This is a genomic window from Neotamlana nanhaiensis (genome assembly GCF_000943555.1).
GTDB lineage: Bacteria > Bacteroidota > Bacteroidia > Flavobacteriales > Flavobacteriaceae > Neotamlana > Neotamlana nanhaiensis.
This window is the reverse complement of sequence record NZ_JTDV01000010.1, coordinates 1-19,578: the sequence shown is the minus strand read 5'-3', so window position 1 is coordinate 19,578 and position 19,578 is coordinate 1. Positions and strand designations below refer to the sequence as shown.

General features: G+C 36.1%; 13 protein-coding genes. 12 read left to right on the top strand and 1 reads right to left on the bottom strand.

Going from position 1 to position 19,578, the window contains the following annotated elements; genetic code table 11:
* Positions 1-28 precede the first annotated feature (28 nt).
* Positions 29-1,819: an alkaline phosphatase gene (locus PK35_RS10575; RefSeq protein WP_082048574.1), complete on the bottom strand. Its 1,791-nt coding sequence runs from the start codon at positions 1,817-1,819 to the stop codon at positions 29-31.
* 342 nt (positions 1,820-2,161) lie between these two features.
* Here PK35_RS10575 and PK35_RS10570 point away from each other — a divergent pair, with 342 nt between their 5' ends.
* The 12 genes from PK35_RS10570 (at position 2,162) to PK35_RS17605 (ending at position 19,456) form a co-directional block, all read left to right on the top strand.
* Positions 2,162-5,110 (top strand): SusC/RagA family TonB-linked outer membrane protein, encoded by a 2,949-nt coding sequence (locus tag PK35_RS10570; protein ID WP_082048573.1) that lies wholly within the window; start codon positions 2,162-2,164, stop codon positions 5,108-5,110.
* Positions 5,111-5,130: 20 nt separating this feature from the next.
* Positions 5,131-6,918 (top strand): RagB/SusD family nutrient uptake outer membrane protein, encoded by a 1,788-nt coding sequence (locus tag PK35_RS10565; protein ID WP_044626697.1) that lies wholly within the window; start codon positions 5,131-5,133, stop codon positions 6,916-6,918.
* A 121-nt stretch (positions 6,919-7,039) separates the two neighbouring features.
* Positions 7,040-8,173, top strand: coding sequence for an alkaline phosphatase (locus PK35_RS10560; protein ID WP_044626696.1), 1,134 nt, complete (start codon positions 7,040-7,042; stop codon positions 8,171-8,173).
* Positions 8,174-8,253: 80 nt separating this feature from the next.
* Positions 8,254-9,972 carry a metallophosphoesterase family protein gene (locus PK35_RS10555; RefSeq protein ID WP_238320908.1) on the top strand — a complete coding sequence of 573 codons (1,719 nt, stop codon included), beginning with the start codon at positions 8,254-8,256 and terminating at the stop codon, positions 9,970-9,972.
* 95 nt (positions 9,973-10,067) lie between these two features.
* Complete coding sequence (locus PK35_RS10550; RefSeq protein WP_044626694.1) at positions 10,068-11,195, top strand: vWA domain-containing protein; 1,128 nt, start codon at positions 10,068-10,070, stop codon at positions 11,193-11,195.
* An 82-nt stretch (positions 11,196-11,277) separates the two neighbouring features.
* Positions 11,278-12,744, top strand: a complete 1,467-nt coding sequence (locus PK35_RS10545; RefSeq protein WP_044626693.1) for a MoxR family ATPase — start codon at positions 11,278-11,280, stop codon at positions 12,742-12,744.
* A 195-nt stretch (positions 12,745-12,939) separates the two neighbouring features.
* Entirely contained in the window at positions 12,940-15,036 is a 2,097-nt protein-coding gene (locus tag PK35_RS10540; RefSeq protein ID WP_044626692.1) for an HAD-IIB family hydrolase, read from the top strand.
* Positions 15,037-15,040: 4 nt separating this feature from the next.
* Positions 15,041-16,318, top strand: a complete 1,278-nt coding sequence (locus PK35_RS10535) for a glycosyltransferase (protein ID WP_044626691.1) — start codon at positions 15,041-15,043, stop codon at positions 16,316-16,318.
* Between the two features lie 88 nt (positions 16,319-16,406).
* A complete protein-coding gene (hemN, locus tag PK35_RS10530) occupies positions 16,407-17,771 on the top strand; it encodes an oxygen-independent coproporphyrinogen III oxidase (protein WP_044626690.1) in 1,365 nt (454 codons plus the stop codon).
* 73 nt (positions 17,772-17,844) lie between these two features.
* Positions 17,845-18,675: a universal stress protein gene (locus tag PK35_RS10525; protein WP_044626689.1), complete on the top strand. Its 831-nt coding sequence runs from the start codon at positions 17,845-17,847 to the stop codon at positions 18,673-18,675.
* Between the two features lie 131 nt (positions 18,676-18,806).
* The gene (locus PK35_RS17755) at positions 18,807-18,983 is read left to right on the top strand and encodes a barstar family protein (protein ID WP_202903831.1); all 177 of its coding nucleotides are present in this window, start codon (positions 18,807-18,809) and stop codon (positions 18,981-18,983) included.
* Between the two features lie 311 nt (positions 18,984-19,294).
* Positions 19,295-19,456 carry a hypothetical protein gene (locus tag PK35_RS17605; RefSeq protein ID WP_157841064.1) on the top strand — a complete coding sequence of 54 codons (162 nt, stop codon included), beginning with the start codon at positions 19,295-19,297 and terminating at the stop codon, positions 19,454-19,456.
* Positions 19,457-19,578 lie beyond the last annotated feature (122 nt).

Sequence of the window (19,578 nt, the reverse complement as noted above, 5' to 3'; positions counted from 1 at the left end):
GCAATCACAAATATTTGATGGCCTTATGTTATAACTTTAAGACTTCTTTAACCTTGTTAAAAATGGTGTTATTTTCATAAACACCAGAGAATTTATACGATTGTGGCCCATAAGCAAAAATAGGAACCATAGTGCCAGTATGATCAAAAGTTGTGAAGTCACCTTCAATAATTTGTTGTTTTACGTCACCTTGAGGAATGCTCAAACCAGAGGTTTCATGATCTGCCGTGATAATAACTAGGGTGTTTTTGTCGGTATCGGCAAATTTGATGGCTTCGGTAATAGCAGTATCAAAATCTATACCTTCAGAAACGATACCGTCTATTTTATTAAAATGTCCATAAGTATCAATTTTAGCGCCTTCAACCATTAAAAAGAATGGTTTGTTTTTGTTGTTCAAAAATGTCAAAGCTTGTTTGGTCGCTTCGGCTAAAATGTGTCCACGACCTTCTGTCATACTTGATACGCCGTATTCCGATAGAAAATGACCTATCTTTTGTTCGGTAGACGTTTCTATTTCCGAAAGGTTATTAACGACAGCAAAAGTTTTATCAAGATTTGTATCACTAAAACGATTGGCGCCACCACCAATAAATAAGTTGAGTTTGCTAGTAATTAAATCAGCAGTAATGCCATCGGTCATATCGCGATCTATTTGATGCGCGTAAAATGATGATGGCGTAGCACCTGTAATTTCATCTGTGGTGATGCAACCCGTTACAAAGTCGTATTTATACAGAAACTCGGTGAGGTTTTCAATAGGTTTTCGGTTAATATCCATACCAATCGAGCGGTTATAGGTTTTCTCGCCTGTAGCAATGGCGGTTCCTGCAGCAGCAGAATCGGTTGTGAAATCATCGGCGGATTGTGTTTTAATAAATCCAATCGATTTTAATTGTGTAAGCGTTAAAGCACCTTGGTTAGCCAATGTAGCTGCCGATATTTGCGATAACCCATTACCATCACCAATAAGTAAAATGATGTTTTTTACTTCGGTATCTTTTTGGTCAGATTCGTAAGTTGGTGTGTACACTGGCGAATGGAATGTATTGGTATAAGTGCGTTGTTTTAGCGTGCTTAAATAAGTATAACAAGTCGCAGGCGCATCGGTATTGATGTAATCTACACCTAAATCGTGTAGTGATTTCCATGCGCTTTTACCATCGGGCGATCCCCAAAAACGAAATGGTTTATGGTAACTGTGTGCTTTCGCAATGGCTTTTTTTACTTTGATAAGGTTGTCTTCAGTAAAACGGCCTTTACCATTCCAAACCGAGTATCGTTTAAACGGTAAACTAATCAGCGCGATTTTATCCCAAATTTTAGGATCACTAATAGGTTCCAAACTTTGATAATCGAATTGAATAAACTCAGGGTATTTCAAATAATCTTGAGGTTGTGGGCGATTACCCGAAATAACAAACGATATAGATTTGTTTTCAATTAACTGCGGATGTTTCTTAAGTGTTTCGACAATTTGGTTTAAAGTTGAAACCGCTTCCGTTTTTATATCAATTAATAGTTGAAGCTTTTGCAGCGAGCCTAATTCTAAATTTAAAGCTTCGGTTAATGGTTTTAAATATAATCGTTCAATTGTTCTGTTGGATTTAATTGAAGTTTCTTCATGTGCAACATATAAGGTGTCGTTTTTCAAAATAACATCAACTTCAATAGAATTAGCACCATTGGCATAGGCGTTCCAAAAGGGTAGAGGGTTTTCGTAATCGTTGTGTGCGTGAATCATAAAATCTTGACTGTATACATTATAGAACACACAACATATTAATGTTGTTAAAATAGCTGAAAACTTAGGTTTCATAGGGGTTTACTTACTTTTAAAATTAAATTAATAAGCAAATTAATCATTAAAAAACAGACACGTGTTAACAATACATTTGCAGGAGTAAAACAAGAAATTTAAAAGTTAACTTAATATTACTTAAGTAAATTTTAACGTATTTCTGTAAGGCGTTATCAATAAAGGTTTTGTGAGGTAATGTTAAGAATGCGCAATTTTTGGTGTTTTAAAATTAACATTGAGAAAACAAACCGTTTAAACAAAGTTTAATATTGCTTAATCTTGAATTTACAAACCTTTTAGGTTCTCGTTATTTCTTTGCTTGAAATTATCAAACTAATCCCTTTACTTAATTTTCAAACAATGAAAAAACAAAAACTCTTAATTTTATTTTTATTATTTGGCTTTTTGTCTGTTTCATGGGGTCAATCTAATATTGCAGGTGTTGTAATAGATGAAGAAGGCATTCCATTATCAGGCGCAAGCGTAACCATAATTGGTACAGCTACAGGAGCGATTACCGATTTTGATGGCGGCTTTAACATTAAAGCTTCTGTGGGCGATGTATTAGAAGTATCTTACTTAGGATACAACGCAGAACAAATAACCATAAGCGATCTTTCTAAACTAAAAATTACTTTAACTTCAAACGATGAAGAGCTAGACGCTGTCGTAGTTGTTGGTTACGGTACACAAAAAAAATCTGATGTTACAGGTGCCATTGGTTCACTACAAAGCGAAAGCTTTAATAAAGGTGTTGTAGCCAATGCGGGTCAATTACTACAAGGTAAGGTCGCTGGTGTAAATGTATCGAATGTAACTGGAGAGCCAGGTTCTGGTCAAGACATCGTAATTCGTGGAGTTGGTAGTTTACGTTCGGGCACGACACCATTATATGTTGTTGATGGTTTTGCATTAGACAACTCTGGTAACGGTGTGCCAACAAACCCATTAAACTTTATTAATCCTCAAGATATTGAGAGTATTGATGTTTTAAAAGACGCGTCTGCCGCTGCCATTTATGGTGCAAGAGCAGCCAATGGTGTAATTGTTATTACCACTAAAAAAGGTAAAAAAGGCAGAATGCAAATGAATTTAACCGTTTCTGCGGGACTTTCAAAAATTGCAAATAAAATTGATGTATTTACTGCTGATGAGTTTAGACAACAAGTGGTTGCTGTAGGTGGCGAACTATCTGATGGTGGTGCAAATACCGATTGGCAAGACGAACTTACACGTACTGCGGTAACTAAAAAAACAAACTTTTCTTTAAGCGGTGGTACCGAGAGTTCTAATTACTACGCTTCAGTTGGTGTTGATGATATTCAAGGTATTTTAAGAAATAACGATTTAAAACGTTACTCGGCTCGCGTTAACGCAACTCAAAAAGCATTTAAAGACAAATTAAAAATCGAATTTAATGTAGCGGCAACCAGAACCGAAAATGTGCGTCCAGATGCAACATCTATCATTACAGATATGTTAGAGCTTAACCCAACGGTGCCAGTTTACACGAACGGTTTACCAACCGAGTTAGGTGATAGAACAAACCCAATTGTAACCGAGAAAGTATACAGAGACTTTACTAACAACAATCGTATTTTGGCAAACATTGCGCCATCTATCGAGATTTTTAAAGGATTAACGTATCGTTTAAATTTAGGTGTCGATTATTCAACAGCAAACCGCGATGTACAAACTATGCCATTAGCCGAAGCTAATGTTATTGAAGGTTTTTTAAATACCTACACCAACGAAAATAAAACCACCCAAGTTGAAAACACTTTAACTTATAACTTTGCTAGCGAAAACCATAGCTTAACGGCTTTAGTAGGGCAATCGTATCAAGAGAATTTCTACACAAGCAAAAGGTGGTCTTACGACAGTTTTCCAGATAACGGTATTGAACCACGATATCAAATAGGTATTGGTAACTTAACAGGAGATTCTGCATCGGCGGTAATTAACGAGTTACAATCGTTTTTTGGTAGAGTTAACTATGCTTTTGCAAATAAATATATGTTAACTGCAACTATGCGTGCGGATGGTTCTTCAAAATTCGGATCGAATAACAAATACGGTTATTTCCCATCGGTTGCTGCAGGTTGGAACATTTCTAACGAAAGCTTTATGGAAAATGGTCCATTTTCAAATTTAAAGCTACGTGCTAGTTGGGGACAAACAGGTAACCAAGAAATACCTTCAAAAATTACAAAAGCAAGTTATGGCGAAAGCGGTAACGACAACGATATTTATCCGTTAACGGAAGGTGTTGTTAATGCAGCCGATTATCCGTTAGGATTAGTATACTCGCGTACTGCAAACCCAGATATTCAGTGGGAAGTATCTACACAAACTAACATTGGTTTAGATTTTGGTATATTAAATAACCAATTAACAGGTTCGGTAGATTACTTTAATAAAGTGTCTGAAAATGTTTTATTAGAAGTAGTTCCTGCAGATCCTATTCAGCCAACAACAACATATTGGACCAACATTCCTAACATGGAAATTAAAAACAATGGTGTTGAGGTTGCTTTAGATTACCAAAGTGATGCTACAAGAGATTTTACATTCAACATTGGTGGTAACTTCTCATTAACTAAAAACAAAGTAGAAAATTCGCCTTACCAAGTATTAACTACTGGAGCTGCGCAAGGTTCAGGGCAAAGTGGTGCAACCATTAACGGTTACATTAACAACGAACCAATTGGAGCGTTTTACATGCGTGAGTTTTTAGGAATTGACGGCGAAGGATTCAGCATCTACAGAGATATTAACGACGATGGTGCTATCGATGATAGAGACCGTACCATTGCAGGTAGTGCTTTACCAGATTATTTATATGCGTTTTACTTAAACTTTAACTACAAAAATTTCGATTTAGGTTTAAACTTTAACGGAGCTGGTGGTAATAAAATTTACAACCATACACGCATGTCGTCATTCAATATTGGAAATATTCAAGGGTCTGCTAACACGACAGATCAAGCAGTTCAATATCCAAACGAATCACCTTTAAACTCAAACGTAGCCTCAACACGTTATTTAGAAGATGGCGATTTCTTACGCTTAAACAACGCTACTTTAGGTTATAACTTAGATCCTAAAAAGGTAGGAATTAACGATTGGGTTAACGCCGTAAGAATATCTCTAACAGGCGAAAACTTATTCGTAATTACTAAATACACAGGCTTCGATCCAGAGGTCAACACTGGTAGCGAAACAGGAGGTATAAAAACCTTTGGTATAGACCGTTATACGTATCCAAAAGCGAGAACATTCTTATTAAGCTTAAACGTATCATTCTAATAAAAACTATTTAAAAGAAAATGAAAAATAAATTTATAATCGCAATATTAAGCGTCTGTACTTTATTAAATTATAATTGTACAGATTTAGACGAACAAGTGTTAGACGAAAGTTTAACGGGAACCGATGGCGCTACAGAGCCTGTTAGTGGTGCGTTATCTGCGGCTTACGGAAACATGGCGCAAACATTTAGACACACACGATATTTTGGTTTGGTTGAATTAGCTACAGATGAAGCTATTTTACCACCACGAAACGGTAACAACGGTGCAGGTACACAATGGCAAGATGGCGATAGATATGTTGGTTTACATACACACAATTTCCCAACGGCAAACAGTTTAGTTGGTGAGTCTTGGGATTATCTTACAACCAATATTTCTAGAACCGTTACAGGTATAGAATCTTTAGTGCCATTGGCTGAAGCTGGCGATTCTGAAGCTCAAGCAGCTGTTTACGAATTAAGAGCATTACGTGCTTATTTTAATATGTTGGTTTTAGATGCTTGGGGTATTGCCTTTAAAAAAGAAGCATCAAACGAAACTTCTGAAATTTTAAAAGGTCAAGATGCTGTAGATTATATTGAAAGCGAATTTTCTGCTGTGGTAAACGATATTAGCGATAATATTGGTCCTGGTAGAATCACGCAATCTGCCGTTTATGGTTTCTTAGCCAAATTACATTTAAACGCTGCGGTATACCGCGATCCTTATGGTACGCCTAACTTTACCGATGCCGATATGGATAAAGTTATCGAGTACACCAACAACGTGATTAACTCACAAAAATTCTCGATTTCTCCAGAGTATTTCGATTTGTTTAACGATGAAAACCACGATAACCCAGAGTTAATTTTTGCGGTAGATTTACGTGGTGTGTTAAACAACGACCACAACCGTTGGGCATATTGGTCTATGTCTGGATCGTTATTCCCAAGACCAGACGAGTATTACAGAAGTATGGACGGTACCGATGGACCAGCAATTACTTCAGATTTTTATCAAACTTGGGTAGAGGCTTATGGTAGCGAAGATCCTTCTCGCGATGCTAGATTCTACCAAAAAAATGCCATGGTGCCTGCAGAACTTGAAGATTTAACAGGTTTAAATCCAACCAACGATGCCGATCATTACTATTGTGTTGGTGATGAAGATGGCGATGGTATTAACGATTTTGAAATGGATAGAGGTATTTTAAGAGGAACTATTTGGGCGCCTCGTAAAATTGATTTTAACCGTTCTAACGGATCTATGCAATGTGATGAAGGGTATAGAATTTATCCTTTAGCCGAAATTCGTGAAAACGGTAACGGTGGCGTTACTTATTATGTGGATCACACTGAAAATATCGATTTTTCACCAACTATTGGTTATGCGAGTGGTTACCGTGTTGCAAAATGGCAGTTTAGTAAAACATCAGATGATGGTAATAACTATAGTAGCGTAGATTTAGTTTTATTACGTTATGCCGATATTTACTTAATGCGTGCCGAGGCTAAATTAAGAAAAGGTGATGCTACAGCTTTAGACGATGTTAACTACGTTCGTGCACAAAGAACGGCACGTCCTGAGCAAACACCGCCAGCTTTAGCGAGTTTAGATTTAGATGTTTTATATCGCGAACGCGGATTTGAGTTTTACTGGGAAATGGCACGACGTACCGACATGATTCGTTTTGGTCGTTTTGAAGATACCTACACCGAAAAAACCGACACCGATGTAAACCACCGATTATTCCCAATTCCTCAAAATGCTATTGATGGTGCTTCAAACGTACCTGGGTATTTAGAGCAAAACCAAGGGTATTAATTCGTTAAAGAAAATGAAATGATCAGGGGGGTAAAGCCTTGTTCAAAATAAAATAAAAGCAATTATGGCAAGAAGTTTTATGCTTCTTGCCATTTTGTATAAATAAAAAATAAGTCAAATTATGATTAAAAAAATATCCGCAGCAGCGTTATCCTTAGCTATTTTAAGCTGTTCAAATAAAAAACAAATCGAGAAATCAACTGTAAAAACTGAAACTCCAGAACCTTTAAACATTATTTTTATGGTGGGCGATGGCATGGGTTTACCACAAGTATCAACCGCCTTTTATTTTGGGGATGATACCCCGAATTTTGAGCAATTTAATACCTTAGGATTAATAAAAACCTCAAGTACAAGCCATACTATAACCGATTCGGCAGCAGGTGCAACAGCATTTTCTACAGGAGAGAAAACCTATAAAAGAGCTATTGGTGTTTCTAAAGATAGTGTGGCTTTACCTACCATTGCAGAGCAATTAAAACTAGAGGGTTACCAAACCGGATTAATTAGTTTAACCAGTATTACGCATGCTACACCTGCAGCGTATTACGCACATGTTGTAGATAGAGATATGCATGAAGACATTGCTGAGTTTTTAGTAAAATCGGATGTTGATTTTTTCGCTGGTGGCGGATTAAAATTCTTCAATAAACGAGAAGATAAACAAGATTTATACGCAGCACTTCAAGAAAAAGGTTTTAAGTTAGATTCTGTTAAATTATCGGAAGTCGATACAACTAAGAAAAACGGGTATTTACTAGCAAGCGAAGGATTGCCGTCTAAAATTGATGGTCGCGGTTCGTTTTTACAAGATGCTACCAACTTAGGCTTACGTTATTTTGAAGCACAAAAAGCACCATTTTTCTTAATGATTGAAGGATCGTATATCGATTGGGGTGGGCATGCCATGAACGATGAAATGCTTATTCAAGAAGTAGCCGATTTTGATAAAACCATTGGTGAAGTTTTAAAATTTGTAGATAAACACCCAAATACACTACTTGTTGTTACAGCAGATCATGAAACAGGTGGTGCAAGTATTGGTAAATTTTATGATGTAGATGAAGCCACTGGTAAAAAAACTGAAAACCCAGAAAAAGTAAAGGTGTATTTTAACTACGATCAGCATAGTGGCGATTTAATTCCGGTGTTTGCAAAAGGTGCAGGTGAAGAAAATTTTGCAGGAATCTATCAAAATAATGACATTTACCATAAAATGATGCTCGCCATTAAAAACCATAAAACCCAGAAATAATAATGATTCGTATTTTTAAAATTTGCTGTTTGTTGAGTGTTGTTTTGAGTTGTTCTACGCCAAAACCTGCCAAAAAACCCGTGCAACTAGCTTTTCTATCGGATGTGCATTTGCATGACATTTACGCAAATTTTTCGAATACCAATTATAAAGGCATTGAGAATCCTGTAACGGGAAAATACAATGTAATCCGTTCTATGGATTCTCAATTGCATTCTACGCGTTTATTTAACGAGAATTATTTTGCATTTCAATCGGCATTGCAAGAAGTCGCGAAACGGGGCATTAAAATAGTGGCTTTACCTGGCGATTTCACAGATGATGGTCAGCCAGCAAACGTAAAAGCTTTGAAAAGTATTTTAGAAACTTTTGAGAAGCAATACGATATTCAATTTTTTATTACCACGGGCAATCACGATCCGGTAAGGCCATTTCCAAGACCTGGTGGGAAGCATGATTTTCTAGCCGAAGATGGCAGCGAGCAAATTATTGTTAGCGATTCTAGTTTAATGCGACAAGGATCGTATAAAAATCCGCCAATAATAACACCCGATGTTCAATTTTGGGGTTATCAAGATATTGCCGAAACCTTATCAGGATTTGGTTTTTTTCCGAAGGCATCTAACTTGTTTTGGCAAACACCCTTTTCTACATATAATTTTGATACATATAATTTTGATCTCGCTAAATCTCAATCCGAACTCGATAAAAGAACCTACAACGTTCAGAAATCAACCTTAAAAATTCCAGATGTAAGTTATGTGGTTGAGCCCGTTGAGGGCTTATGGTTGTTAGCCATAGATGGTAATGTGTATCTTCCGAAAAATGAAACAAGCACTGAATTTGGTGGTGCTAGTGGTAACGGTTATAATGGCGTAATACAACATAAAAAGCATCTTGTTTCTTGGGTGAAACAAGTGGTTTTAGAAGCTAAAAAACATAATAAAAAGTTAGTGGCTTTCAGTCATTACCCAATGGTTGAATTTAACGATGGCGCAACCAACGAACTTAAACAACTATTTGGAGACAATAAAATGCAATTGGTACGTGTGCCAAATCTAGAAGTAGCCGAAACCTTTGCGAGTTTGGGCTTGCAGTTACACTTTGGTGGCCACATGCATGCCAACGATACTGGTGTGCATAAAGCTAAAAACGGACAAACATTGTTTAACATTCAAACACCTTCGTTAGCAGGCTACATGCCAGCGTATAAAGTACTCACTTTTAACGATGATACGCATGTTAAGGTAGAAACCGTTGTATTAGATTCGGTTTTAAATTATAACGAACTTTTTCCGCTTTACGAAAAAGAGCATGCTTATTTAAAGGCATCTCAAGCCTCTAAAATTTGGAATAAAGAAGTGCTACAAGCGCAATCGTACTTGCATTTAACCGATTGGCATTTAAAAGAATTGGTGCGCTTACGTTTTTTACCTAACGATTGGCCAGAACCGTTAAAAGAGAAATTGCTTAACAAAACGGGTAAGGCTTTGCTACTATCGGTTCAAGATGCTTCAAACGCTATTAATCTTCAAATATTAGAAGACTTAGATTCGTGGACGATCAACGATATGCTCGTCGATTTTTATCGTTTAAAACTTTCCGATGGTTTAGTGTATAAACAAATAGGAGCAGCGCGTTTAAATCAATATAAAATGCTATCCGAAGCACTTCAAAAAGGTAACGATGCCGACTTAAAATTATTCGGTACTCTATTTTTAAAAACCATGTCTGGGCAGCCTTCAGTAAACTTTTCAATCAACTTAAATAATAATTCAATTAAGGCTTTAGAAGATTAAACGTTTCGGTTTGTAAAGATTTTTAATGAGCCCATAAATTTTAGTAATTGTTAGTATTAGCAAGTTGTTTTAAAATTCACTAATTTTATACAGCTATGACAAAAAATAAAGCTAACAGAAAAGGGTTTGTGTTTAAAAAATACGAAGCTCCCGATCAGTCGCCTTTCGATAAGCTTTTTGATATTTTTAAAGAACTTATTACGCATACTTCTGGTGATTTTGATGAAGCCATAGATTGGTTACGCGAACTCGATAGAGAATACAAACTGACTACTGCCGAATATACAATCGACGATTTTATTGAAGATTTAAAAAAGAAAGGTTACATCCGCGAAGAGATAAAACCCGATGGCAAAGGCGGTATGGGCATTACTGCAAAAACCGAACGCGCTATTAGGCAACAAGCCCTCGATCAAATTTTTGGTAAAATAAAGCGCAGCGGACAAGGCAATCATAAAAGTAAAAGTCCAGGTGTTGGCGATGAACATACTGGCGATTTTAAAAATTATCAGTTTGGAGATGCTTTAGATAGAGTGTCGATGACCGAGAGTTTAAAAAATGCGCAAATAAACCATGGTATTGGTGATTTTACACTTTCGGAAGACGATTTGGTTGTCGAAGAAACACTTCATAAATCACAAATGAGTACCGTGCTCATGATAGATATTAGCCACAGTATGATATTGTATGGCGAAGATCGAATTACACCGGCCAAAAAAGTAGGGATGGCACTTGCCGAATTAATTACCACGCGCTACCCAAAAGATACTTTAGATATTTTAGTGTTTGGTAATGATGCTTGGCAAATAGAAATCAAAGATTTACCTTATTTAAATGTTGGCCCGTATCACACCAATACAGTAGCAGGTTTAGAGTTAGCCATGGATTTGCTTAGAAGAAAACGTAACACCAACAAGCAAATTTTTATGATAACCGATGGTAAACCCAGTTGTTTGCGCCTTAAAAACGGAGAATATTTTAAAGATAGCATCGGGTTAAACCCAACCATCACCAATAAGTGTTATATGATGGCACAACAAGCCAGAAAATTACACATTCCTATAACCACATTCATGATAGCAAAAGATAGCTATTTAATGCAGTTTGTGCGTGAATTTACCTATGCCAACCAAGGTAAAGCATTTTATACAGGCTTAAAAGGTTTAGGTGAAATGATTTTTGAAGATTACGAAACCAACAGAAAAAAAAGAATTAGAGGGTAATAAATGCTTTATGCATTGAAAAAGAAAAATGTATTGTTACATCTAGCGCAGTCGAGATGTTTCTTAAAATTAAAAACACATAATGAAAGTTAACGACATAACAACATTAGCCGAATTAAAAGCTTCAGGATACCAATCGAAATCTATAAAAGATGAACTTCGAGATAATTTAATCGAAAAAATAAAAAATAAAGAAACCACATTTACAGGAGTTCACGGTTACGAAAATACGGTAATTCCAGAATTAGAACGCGCCATTTTATCAAGGCACAATATCAACTTATTGGGGTTACGCGGACAAGCAAAAACGCGTCTTGCGCGATTAATGTTGAACTTGTTAGATGAATATATTCCAGTGGTTGAAGGTTCCGAAATCAATGATGATCCTTTACAACCCTTATCGCGTTTTGCAACCGAGCTTATAAAAGAAAAAGGCGATAATACACCAATTACTTGGTTACACCGAAGCGAACGTTTTGCCGAAAAATTAGCCACACCCGATGTTACCGTAGCCGATATTATTGGAGATGTAGATCCTATAAAAGCAGCTAATTTAAAACTAAGTTATGCCGACGATAGAGTGATTCATTATGGGATGATTCCAAGAGCCAATCGTTGCATTTTTGTAATTAATGAGCTACCCGATTTACAAGCTAGAATTCAAGTGGCCTTATTCAATATTTTACAAGAAGGCGACATACAAATTCGAGGTTTTAAACTACGATTACCTTTAGATATTCAGTTTGTGTTTACCGCAAACCCCGAAGATTATACGAATAGAGGTAGTATCGTAACGCCTTTAAAAGATCGTATTGGTTCGCAAATTTTAACGCATTATCCTATTGATATTGAAACGGCAAGAAAAATTACCGAGCAAGAAGCTAAGGTGGTCGAGTCTCAAAAATCTACGGTTACAGTTCCCGATTTAGCACGAGATTTATTGGAACAAATTGTTTTCGAGGCGCGCGAAAGCGAATATATTGATGCAAAAAGTGGGGTTAGTGCACGTTTAAGCATTACGGCTTTAGAAAATTTGTTAAGTACCGCAGAGCGTAGAGCTTTAGTTAATGGCGATGCTCAAACCACGCTGCGATTATCCGATTTTGTGGGTATTATTCCAGCCATTACAGGTAAAGTTGAGTTGGTTTATGAAGGCGAACAAGAAGGCGCTGCAGTGGTGGCTTACAATTTAATTGGTGAAGCTGTAAAGAGTTTGTTTGTAGAGTATTTTCCTAAAATTGAGAAGCTTCAAAAGGCTAACGAAGAAACGCCATACGACGATATTGTGTCGTGGTTTTTTAATTTAAAGGAAGGCTTCGAGTTATTAGACGATTTAAGCGATAAAGAATACAATATGTTGCTGAGCAACATTTCACCTTTAAACGATTTGCTTGCCAAATATCAACCTAACATAGCTCAAGAAGATAGTTTTTTTGTGAAAGAATTTGTGCTTTGGGCGCTGGTAGAATTTAAACTTTTAAGTAAACAACGCTTTACCGAAGGCATTCAATTTAAAGATCCTTATGGGAATTTTATTAAAGGTTTGTAACGGTTTAAATTGAATTTTTAAATTATTGAAAATTTAATAAAAATAGAGTTTAATTTTAGATTTCGTAGTTAAACGCTTTCAATTTATTACATTAAAAATTGAAATTAGAATAGTTCGTGTTTTCTTGCTTTTTAGCCCATTTTGGCTTAAATTATGAGAAAATCTTACCAAAATTTGTAAAAAAAGCAAAAAAACATGAACAAAACCGAAGATGGCAATCATGCCGTCATTAAACTTCTGTCTTTCGATATTGATAACACTTTAATCGATTTTCATACCCATAAAAGTAACTTCAAAAAAATATGGGAATCCTACAAACCCCAAAACGTTTTACTAACCTATAATACGGGGCGTTTAATCGACGATGTTTTAGGTTTAATAGAAAAAGGTACTTTGCCCGAGCCAGATTATATAATTGCTGGTGTTGGGACTTTAATTTACGATTATAAAAAGCAGCGTACCGTTAAAGCCTTTAACGATGTTTTAGATGATGGTTGGGATTTAGAAGCTGTCGAAAAAATTGTTCAAAATATAAAGCATCCTATTAGCGAACAACCAACAAAGTTTCAACACGCTTATAAACGAAGCTACTTTTTTCACGATGCTACCGACGATTTAATTGAGAGCATAGAGAAAGATTTCGCCGATGCCAACATGTTTGTAAACATTGTGTATTCGGGCAATCAATTTTTAGATGTACTTCCAAAATGGGCAAATAAAGGAAATGCTTTACAATGGCTGTTAAATAATGTTGATATAAACGCTGAAAATGTTCTAGTAGCAGGCGATAGTGGCAACGATTCGGCCATGTTCGATATGGATGGTGTAAAAGGAATTGTGGTTGCTAATGCTCATGAAGAGCTTTATAAATATACCAAGTATAAGCAAATGTATCATGCCGAAAATATTCATAGCGATGGTATTATTGAAGGCTTAATTTATTATGGTGTATTGCCAAAGGATGCTAAAGTATCTGAAAATATCGATCATACTGACGATTATATTATTCAACAAGAGCTAAGTCATATAGCTGAGGAAGATGAAGATGAAAAGTTAGCTTTGATACGCGAAGGTTACGAAAAAGCCGTAATTGCATTAAAAAAGAATATCACGCCTTTAGGATTTTCGGCTTGCTCTATAAAAGATAACGTGTCTAAAGGAACCGACGAAAATTATTATAGCGTTTGGGCACGCGATGGTGCAATTACCGTTATTGGCTCGTTACCACTTATTCACGATGAAGAAATTCATGCTTGTCAGCGTAAAACTTTGGAAACCTTATTCGAACATATTTCAAGAAACGGACAAATTCCTTCAAATGTGCGTATAAAAGATAATCAACCCGATTATTCTGGTGTTGGCGGTATTTGTTCAATCGATAGCGGTATTTGGGTAGTAATCGCGTTTTACGAGTATGTTAATGTTACCAAGGATATAAAATTCCTTAGAAAATATATAAAAGATATAAAAGAAACCATGCGTTGGTTGGGCGCGCACGATAGTAATAACGATGCCCTTTTAGAAATTCCTGAAGCAGGCGATTGGACCGATTTATTCGGAGGAAGCTACAACATATTGTATGACGAAATTTTATGGTACAGAGCCAACGTGTGCTTTGGTAGAATGCTTGAAATGTTGGGCGATTACGAAGAAGCTGGCGAATACATTAGATGGTCTCAGGTGATTAAAAAAGAAATATTGCAGAACTTCTGGCCATCTACACAGCAAAAATTATTTCAATCGGTGTCCTTTGCAGAACGCCAATTTACCCTAGGTGATACCTCATACTTAATTGCTCAAACCACACCTTTCGATTTTAGCTGGCGATGCGATGTTTTTGGAAATGTATTGGCCTTTTTACACGGCGCAACAGATTCCGAAAAAGCCCATGAAACCTTCAAATTTATGCTAGGAGTTGGGGTTAACGATCCGTTTCCAGTATCTAACGTGTATCCAGTAGTTACACCGGGTGATCCAGATTGGAGACCGTATTATACCGTAAATCTTTTAAATCTACCAAACCATTATCACAACGGAGGTATTTGGCCTTTTGTAGGTGGTTTTTGGGTGAAATTTATTAATAAATTAGGTTTAAAAGATGTTGCTATTTCAGAATTATACAAGCTTGCTTTAATAAACAAAGAAGGTTTAACCGAAGAATGGGAATTTACAGAATGGGCGCATGGAATTACAGGAAAAGCCATGGGTAAAGCATACCAAGCGTGGTCGGCAGCACAATATATTTCTGCTTGTCACGACTTAAAAATTATAAATAGATTAACTAAAATTTAAAACTATGAAATCAATTTTAATGATATCCTTACACGGATATGTAGGAGCCAATGCCGAATTAGGAAAACCTGATACAGGAGGTCAAGTAGTTTATGTTTTAGAGCTCGCTGAGCGGTTTAGCCGTTTAGGAAAAAAAGTAGATTTGGTAACGCGCCAATTTGAAGACCAACCAGAATACGATCATGTAGACGAAAATTACAGCGTTTGGCGTATCCCTTTTGGTGGTAAAAAGTTTATTAGAAAAGAAGACATGCACGACCACCTAAAAAAGTTTGTAACCAATTGTTTAGCTGCTATAAAAAAGGAGCGTAAGCGTTACGATGTGGTATATTCACATTATTGGGATGCTGGTTGGGCAGGACAAAAAATTGCCGAAGAACTTGGTATTTCTCACGTGCATACACCGCACTCATTAGGTTGGTGGAAACAACATACAATGGGAAGCGATATGGAAGAAAAAGAAATGGAGGAGAAGTACCGTTTCAAGGAGCGTATTCGTAAAGAGTATTTTGTATACCAAATGTGTAATTTTGTAATTGCAACCACCTTACCACAAGTCGATTTATTAACGCAACAATACGATGTGTTACCACGAAATTGTGGTATGATTCCTCCAGGTATTGATGAGAACCGCTTTTTTCCAGTACCAAGTAAAGAAAACGACAAAATTCGAGCCAAATACGATATTCAACCAACCGATATTTTAGCTTTAGGTAGAATGGCTCATAATAAAGGTTATGATTTATTAATAAAATCGTTACCAACAGTTTTCGATTTATGTCCCGAAGCACGCTTAGTTGCTGCCATTGGAGGCGATAATTCTAAACAAGACGACAAAGGTGTTGAAGGTTTAAAGAAACTCGCTGGCGAATTAGGTATTTTAGATAAAATTACCTGGAAAAGTTATGTGGCCGACGAAGATTTAGCAAACGTATATCGTTCGGCAAATATTTTTGCAATGCCATCACGTTACGAGCCATTTGGTATGGTAGCTATCGAGGCTATGGCCTGTGGTACGCCAAGTGTTGTAACGGTTCATGGTGGTTTGTACGACTTAATCGATTTTGGAAATCAAGCCTTATTTGCCGATCCACATCGTCCGGTAGAGTTTGGTGCGATGATGGCAATGCCATTATTATACCCAAAAATGCGTAACGAACTTTCTGTTGAAGGTGCGCGTTTTGCACGTCGTAATTTTGGTTGGACAGGTATTGCTAAACGTATGATTGAAGTGTTTAATAATTCTATTAATCAGCGTACTATGGAATCCAATATTTTTTAAAGTATAATAAACTGCAAATAACCAAACCATGACTTTTGTCATGGTTTTTTCTTTTTTATGCCCTTAGTTTTGACTCAAATTAATTAGTATGAGCCATAATTTAATAAAAAAGTACAATGTACCAGGGCCTCGGTATACCAGTTATCCAACGGTGCCTTTTTGGGACAATAATACCTTCAGTTTAAAACAATGGAAACAATCATTACGGCAATCGTTTAACGAAAGCAATACCTCCGAAGGCATTAGTTTGTACATTCATTTACCATTTTGCGAAAGTTTATGCACGTTTTGTGGCTGTAATAAGCGCATTACTAAACGTCACGAGGTAGAATCGCCATATATTACCGCCGTTTTAAAAGAATGGGATTTGTATTGTGAATTATTCAACGACAAACCAAAAATTAAAGCATTGCATTTAGGCGGTGGTACTCCAACGTTTTTCTCGCCTTTAAATTTAAACCGATTGATAAAAGGGATAACCAGAAAAGCTATTCTAGCCGAAAATTATGAGTTTAGTTTTGAAGGTCATCCCAATAATACAACAAAAGAACATCTGTTAACCTTGTGCAGTTTAGGCTTTAGGCGTGTTAGTTTTGGTGTGCAAGATTACAACGATACCGTACAAAAGGCTATACATAGAATACAACCATTCGAGCATGTTAAACGCGCTACCGAAATGGCAAGAAGCGTTGGTTTTACCAGTGTAGGACACGATATTATTTTCGGTTTACCATTTCAAACTGTTGACCATATTCGCGAAACCATAGCTAAAACAAGACAATTAATGCCCGATAGCATTGCTTTTTACAGTTATGCACATACACCATGGATAAAAGGCAATGGACAGCGCGGTTTTAGCGAAGCAAACTTACCAAAACCCGAAGAAAAACGTTTGCAATACGAAGTTGGTAAAGCCTTGTTGGCCGATGCGGGTTATGCCGAAATAGGTATGGACCATTTTGCCTTACCAACCGATGCGTTGTACACCGCCATGGTCAACCAGAAGCTACACCGTAATTTTATGGGTTATGCCGCATCAAAAACGCAAATGATGATTGGTTTAGGCGTATCGTCTATTAGCGATAGTTGGTATGGTTTTTCTCAAAATGTAAAAGGCATCGAGGCGTACTATCATTTAGTTGAAAACAACATTATACCTGTGTTTCGAGGTCATATTTTAAATGAAGAAGATTTAGTAATAAGGCAACATATTTTGAATTTAATGTGTCATTACAAAACCGCATGGAATAACAGTGATTCAACTTTTAAAAATTTAGATGATACTTTAAATAAATTGTCTGAAATGTTAAAAGATGAGCTTGTAGTTATCGAGAATAATGGATTAAAAATCACTAAAAAAGGAAAACCATTTGTTCGTAATGTTTGTATGGCTTTCGATGTATTATTACAGCAAAAAAAGCCTGAAAAACAACTGTTTTCCATGACGATATAAACGTTAATTTACTTGAAAAAGTGCTTAAAATTTTGTACTTTAATAAAGAAATAAACCATCTAAATTATTTGTCATGAAAAAAATAATTGTACCTATAGATTTTTCAATATATTCTGAATATGCCCTTGAAGCCGCAGCCATATTAGCCAAACAACATCAAGGTGAAGTTTTGGCATTACACATGTTGGAATTGTCGGAAGCTGTGTTTACCAAAGGCGGTTTTCAACAAAATGAAGAAGCTGTTTTTTATTTAAAACTGGCCGAGAAAAAGTTTAAATCCTTTTTAAATCGTGAGTATTTACAAGGTATAAAAGTAACTCCAATTGTAAAGCATTTTAAAGTGTTTAGCGAAGTTAGCGATGTGGCCGAAGACCATAGCGCCGATTTAATTGTAATGGGCTCGCATGGTTCTAGTGGTATTACTGAAATTTTTGTAGGCAGTAATACCGAAAAGGTGGTGCGACACTCTAAAATACCCGTGTTGGTGTTAAAAGACGAAATAAAAACCGTAGGGTTTAAAAATGTGTTGTTTGCCACCGATTTTGCTACCGATTCTATTGAAGTGTTTAAACGCGCTGTGGCACAGTTTGAAGCCTTACATGCCAAAGTGAATTTGGTTTATGTGAATACACCAAGCCGCTTTATAACCTCGAAAGAAATGCGCGAAAAAGTAGCCACGTTTTTAATAGAAGCCGAAGGCCATACCAACCGAATGGCCGATACAAGTTTTGTGTCTAACTATTCTGTTGAAGCTGGTATTTTAAACCAAGCTGCCGAAATTAATGCCGATTTAATAGCTGTTGCTACTCATGGCAGAAAAGGAATAACCCACTTTTTAGAAGGCAGCATCTCCGAAGATATTGCTAACCACGCCGTACTACCAGTAATGACATTTAAAATTTAATAACTAAATAAATATATTAAACAAAGCAAAAGGTTAACCTTAATTGGTTAGCCTTTTTTTTATGTGTTTTGTATTAATTTGTTTACTTTTAGAGTGCCTGTTATACGGGAGTTGTGCTTAATTTACCCAAAATGCGAATAATCGAGATAAACGGAAATAAATTTTCAAATATGAAAGGATTTTATCGAGAGATAGAATCGAAAATGACTTTCGGACTGAATTGGAAAATTGGACGGAATTTAAACGCATTTAATGATGTTTTGTATGGCGGATTTGGAGTGACGATGTTGATGAGAAATATATCTTAAAATGGCATCGTAGTGAAAAAAGCAAATCGGAACTAAAATACTATGACCGAATAGTTGAAATAATAAAAGAACACGAAAATATTGAATTACAGTTGACTTAAATGCTATTCTGGAAAACTGAAAATAAAATTAAACCTAAACAAGACTTTTACTCGAAAATCAAAGAGTATTATGTTGGACTGTCGGACAATCAAATCCCAATAGAATTGTTAAATCAGATTATCTCAAAAGTTACGGATGAAATTTATCGCGATTACAAACGATTTTGGAAACAATATCCGAAATCAAGGAAAAGATATTCGACTTTGAAAATGGATGATATTGAACATCCTTCGGTTTATTTTATGATTACCGATTTTCTGAACGAAAAAGGAATCTCAAAATCAAGAGAATATTCAAAGATTCTGTTTAAAATGGATGATGAGGAATTTAACAAACATCTAGATTATAAAGATTGGTACGAAACAAAATAAAAAAACTAAGCACAACAATGTATAACCGCAATTACGGCGGATTCGACTACGTCCGAATCCACTCGGAATTGCTAACGTCAGTGCTAAACCGAAAATCATTAACTTTAAAACCGTAACTGACG

Bases quoted from the DNA above. Each gene is read 5' to 3' on its own strand.
- PK35_RS17605 (WP_157841064.1), top strand. From the start codon at position 19,295: ATGGATGATATTGAACATCCTTCGGTTTATTTTATGATTACCGATTTT.
- PK35_RS10535 (WP_044626691.1), top strand. From the start codon at position 15,041: ATGAAATCAATTTTAATGATATCCTTACACGGATATGTAGGAGCCAAT.
- PK35_RS10575 (WP_082048574.1), bottom strand. From the start codon at position 1,819: ATGAAACCTAAGTTTTCAGCTATTTTAACAACATTAATATGTTGTGTG.
- PK35_RS10570 (WP_082048573.1), top strand. From the start codon at position 2,162: ATGAAAAAACAAAAACTCTTAATTTTATTTTTATTATTTGGCTTTTTG.
- PK35_RS10525 (WP_044626689.1), top strand. From the start codon at position 17,845: ATGAAAAAAATAATTGTACCTATAGATTTTTCAATATATTCTGAATAT.
- PK35_RS10540 (WP_044626692.1), top strand. From the start codon at position 12,940: ATGAACAAAACCGAAGATGGCAATCATGCCGTCATTAAACTTCTGTCT.
- PK35_RS10545 (WP_044626693.1), top strand. From the start codon at position 11,278: ATGAAAGTTAACGACATAACAACATTAGCCGAATTAAAAGCTTCAGGA.
- PK35_RS10550 (WP_044626694.1), top strand. From the start codon at position 10,068: ATGACAAAAAATAAAGCTAACAGAAAAGGGTTTGTGTTTAAAAAATAC.
- PK35_RS10560 (WP_044626696.1), top strand. From the start codon at position 7,040: ATGATTAAAAAAATATCCGCAGCAGCGTTATCCTTAGCTATTTTAAGC.
- hemN (WP_044626690.1), top strand. From the start codon at position 16,407: ATGAGCCATAATTTAATAAAAAAGTACAATGTACCAGGGCCTCGGTAT.
- PK35_RS17755 (WP_202903831.1), top strand. From the start codon at position 18,807: ATGCGAATAATCGAGATAAACGGAAATAAATTTTCAAATATGAAAGGA.
- PK35_RS10565 (WP_044626697.1), top strand. From the start codon at position 5,131: ATGAAAAATAAATTTATAATCGCAATATTAAGCGTCTGTACTTTATTA.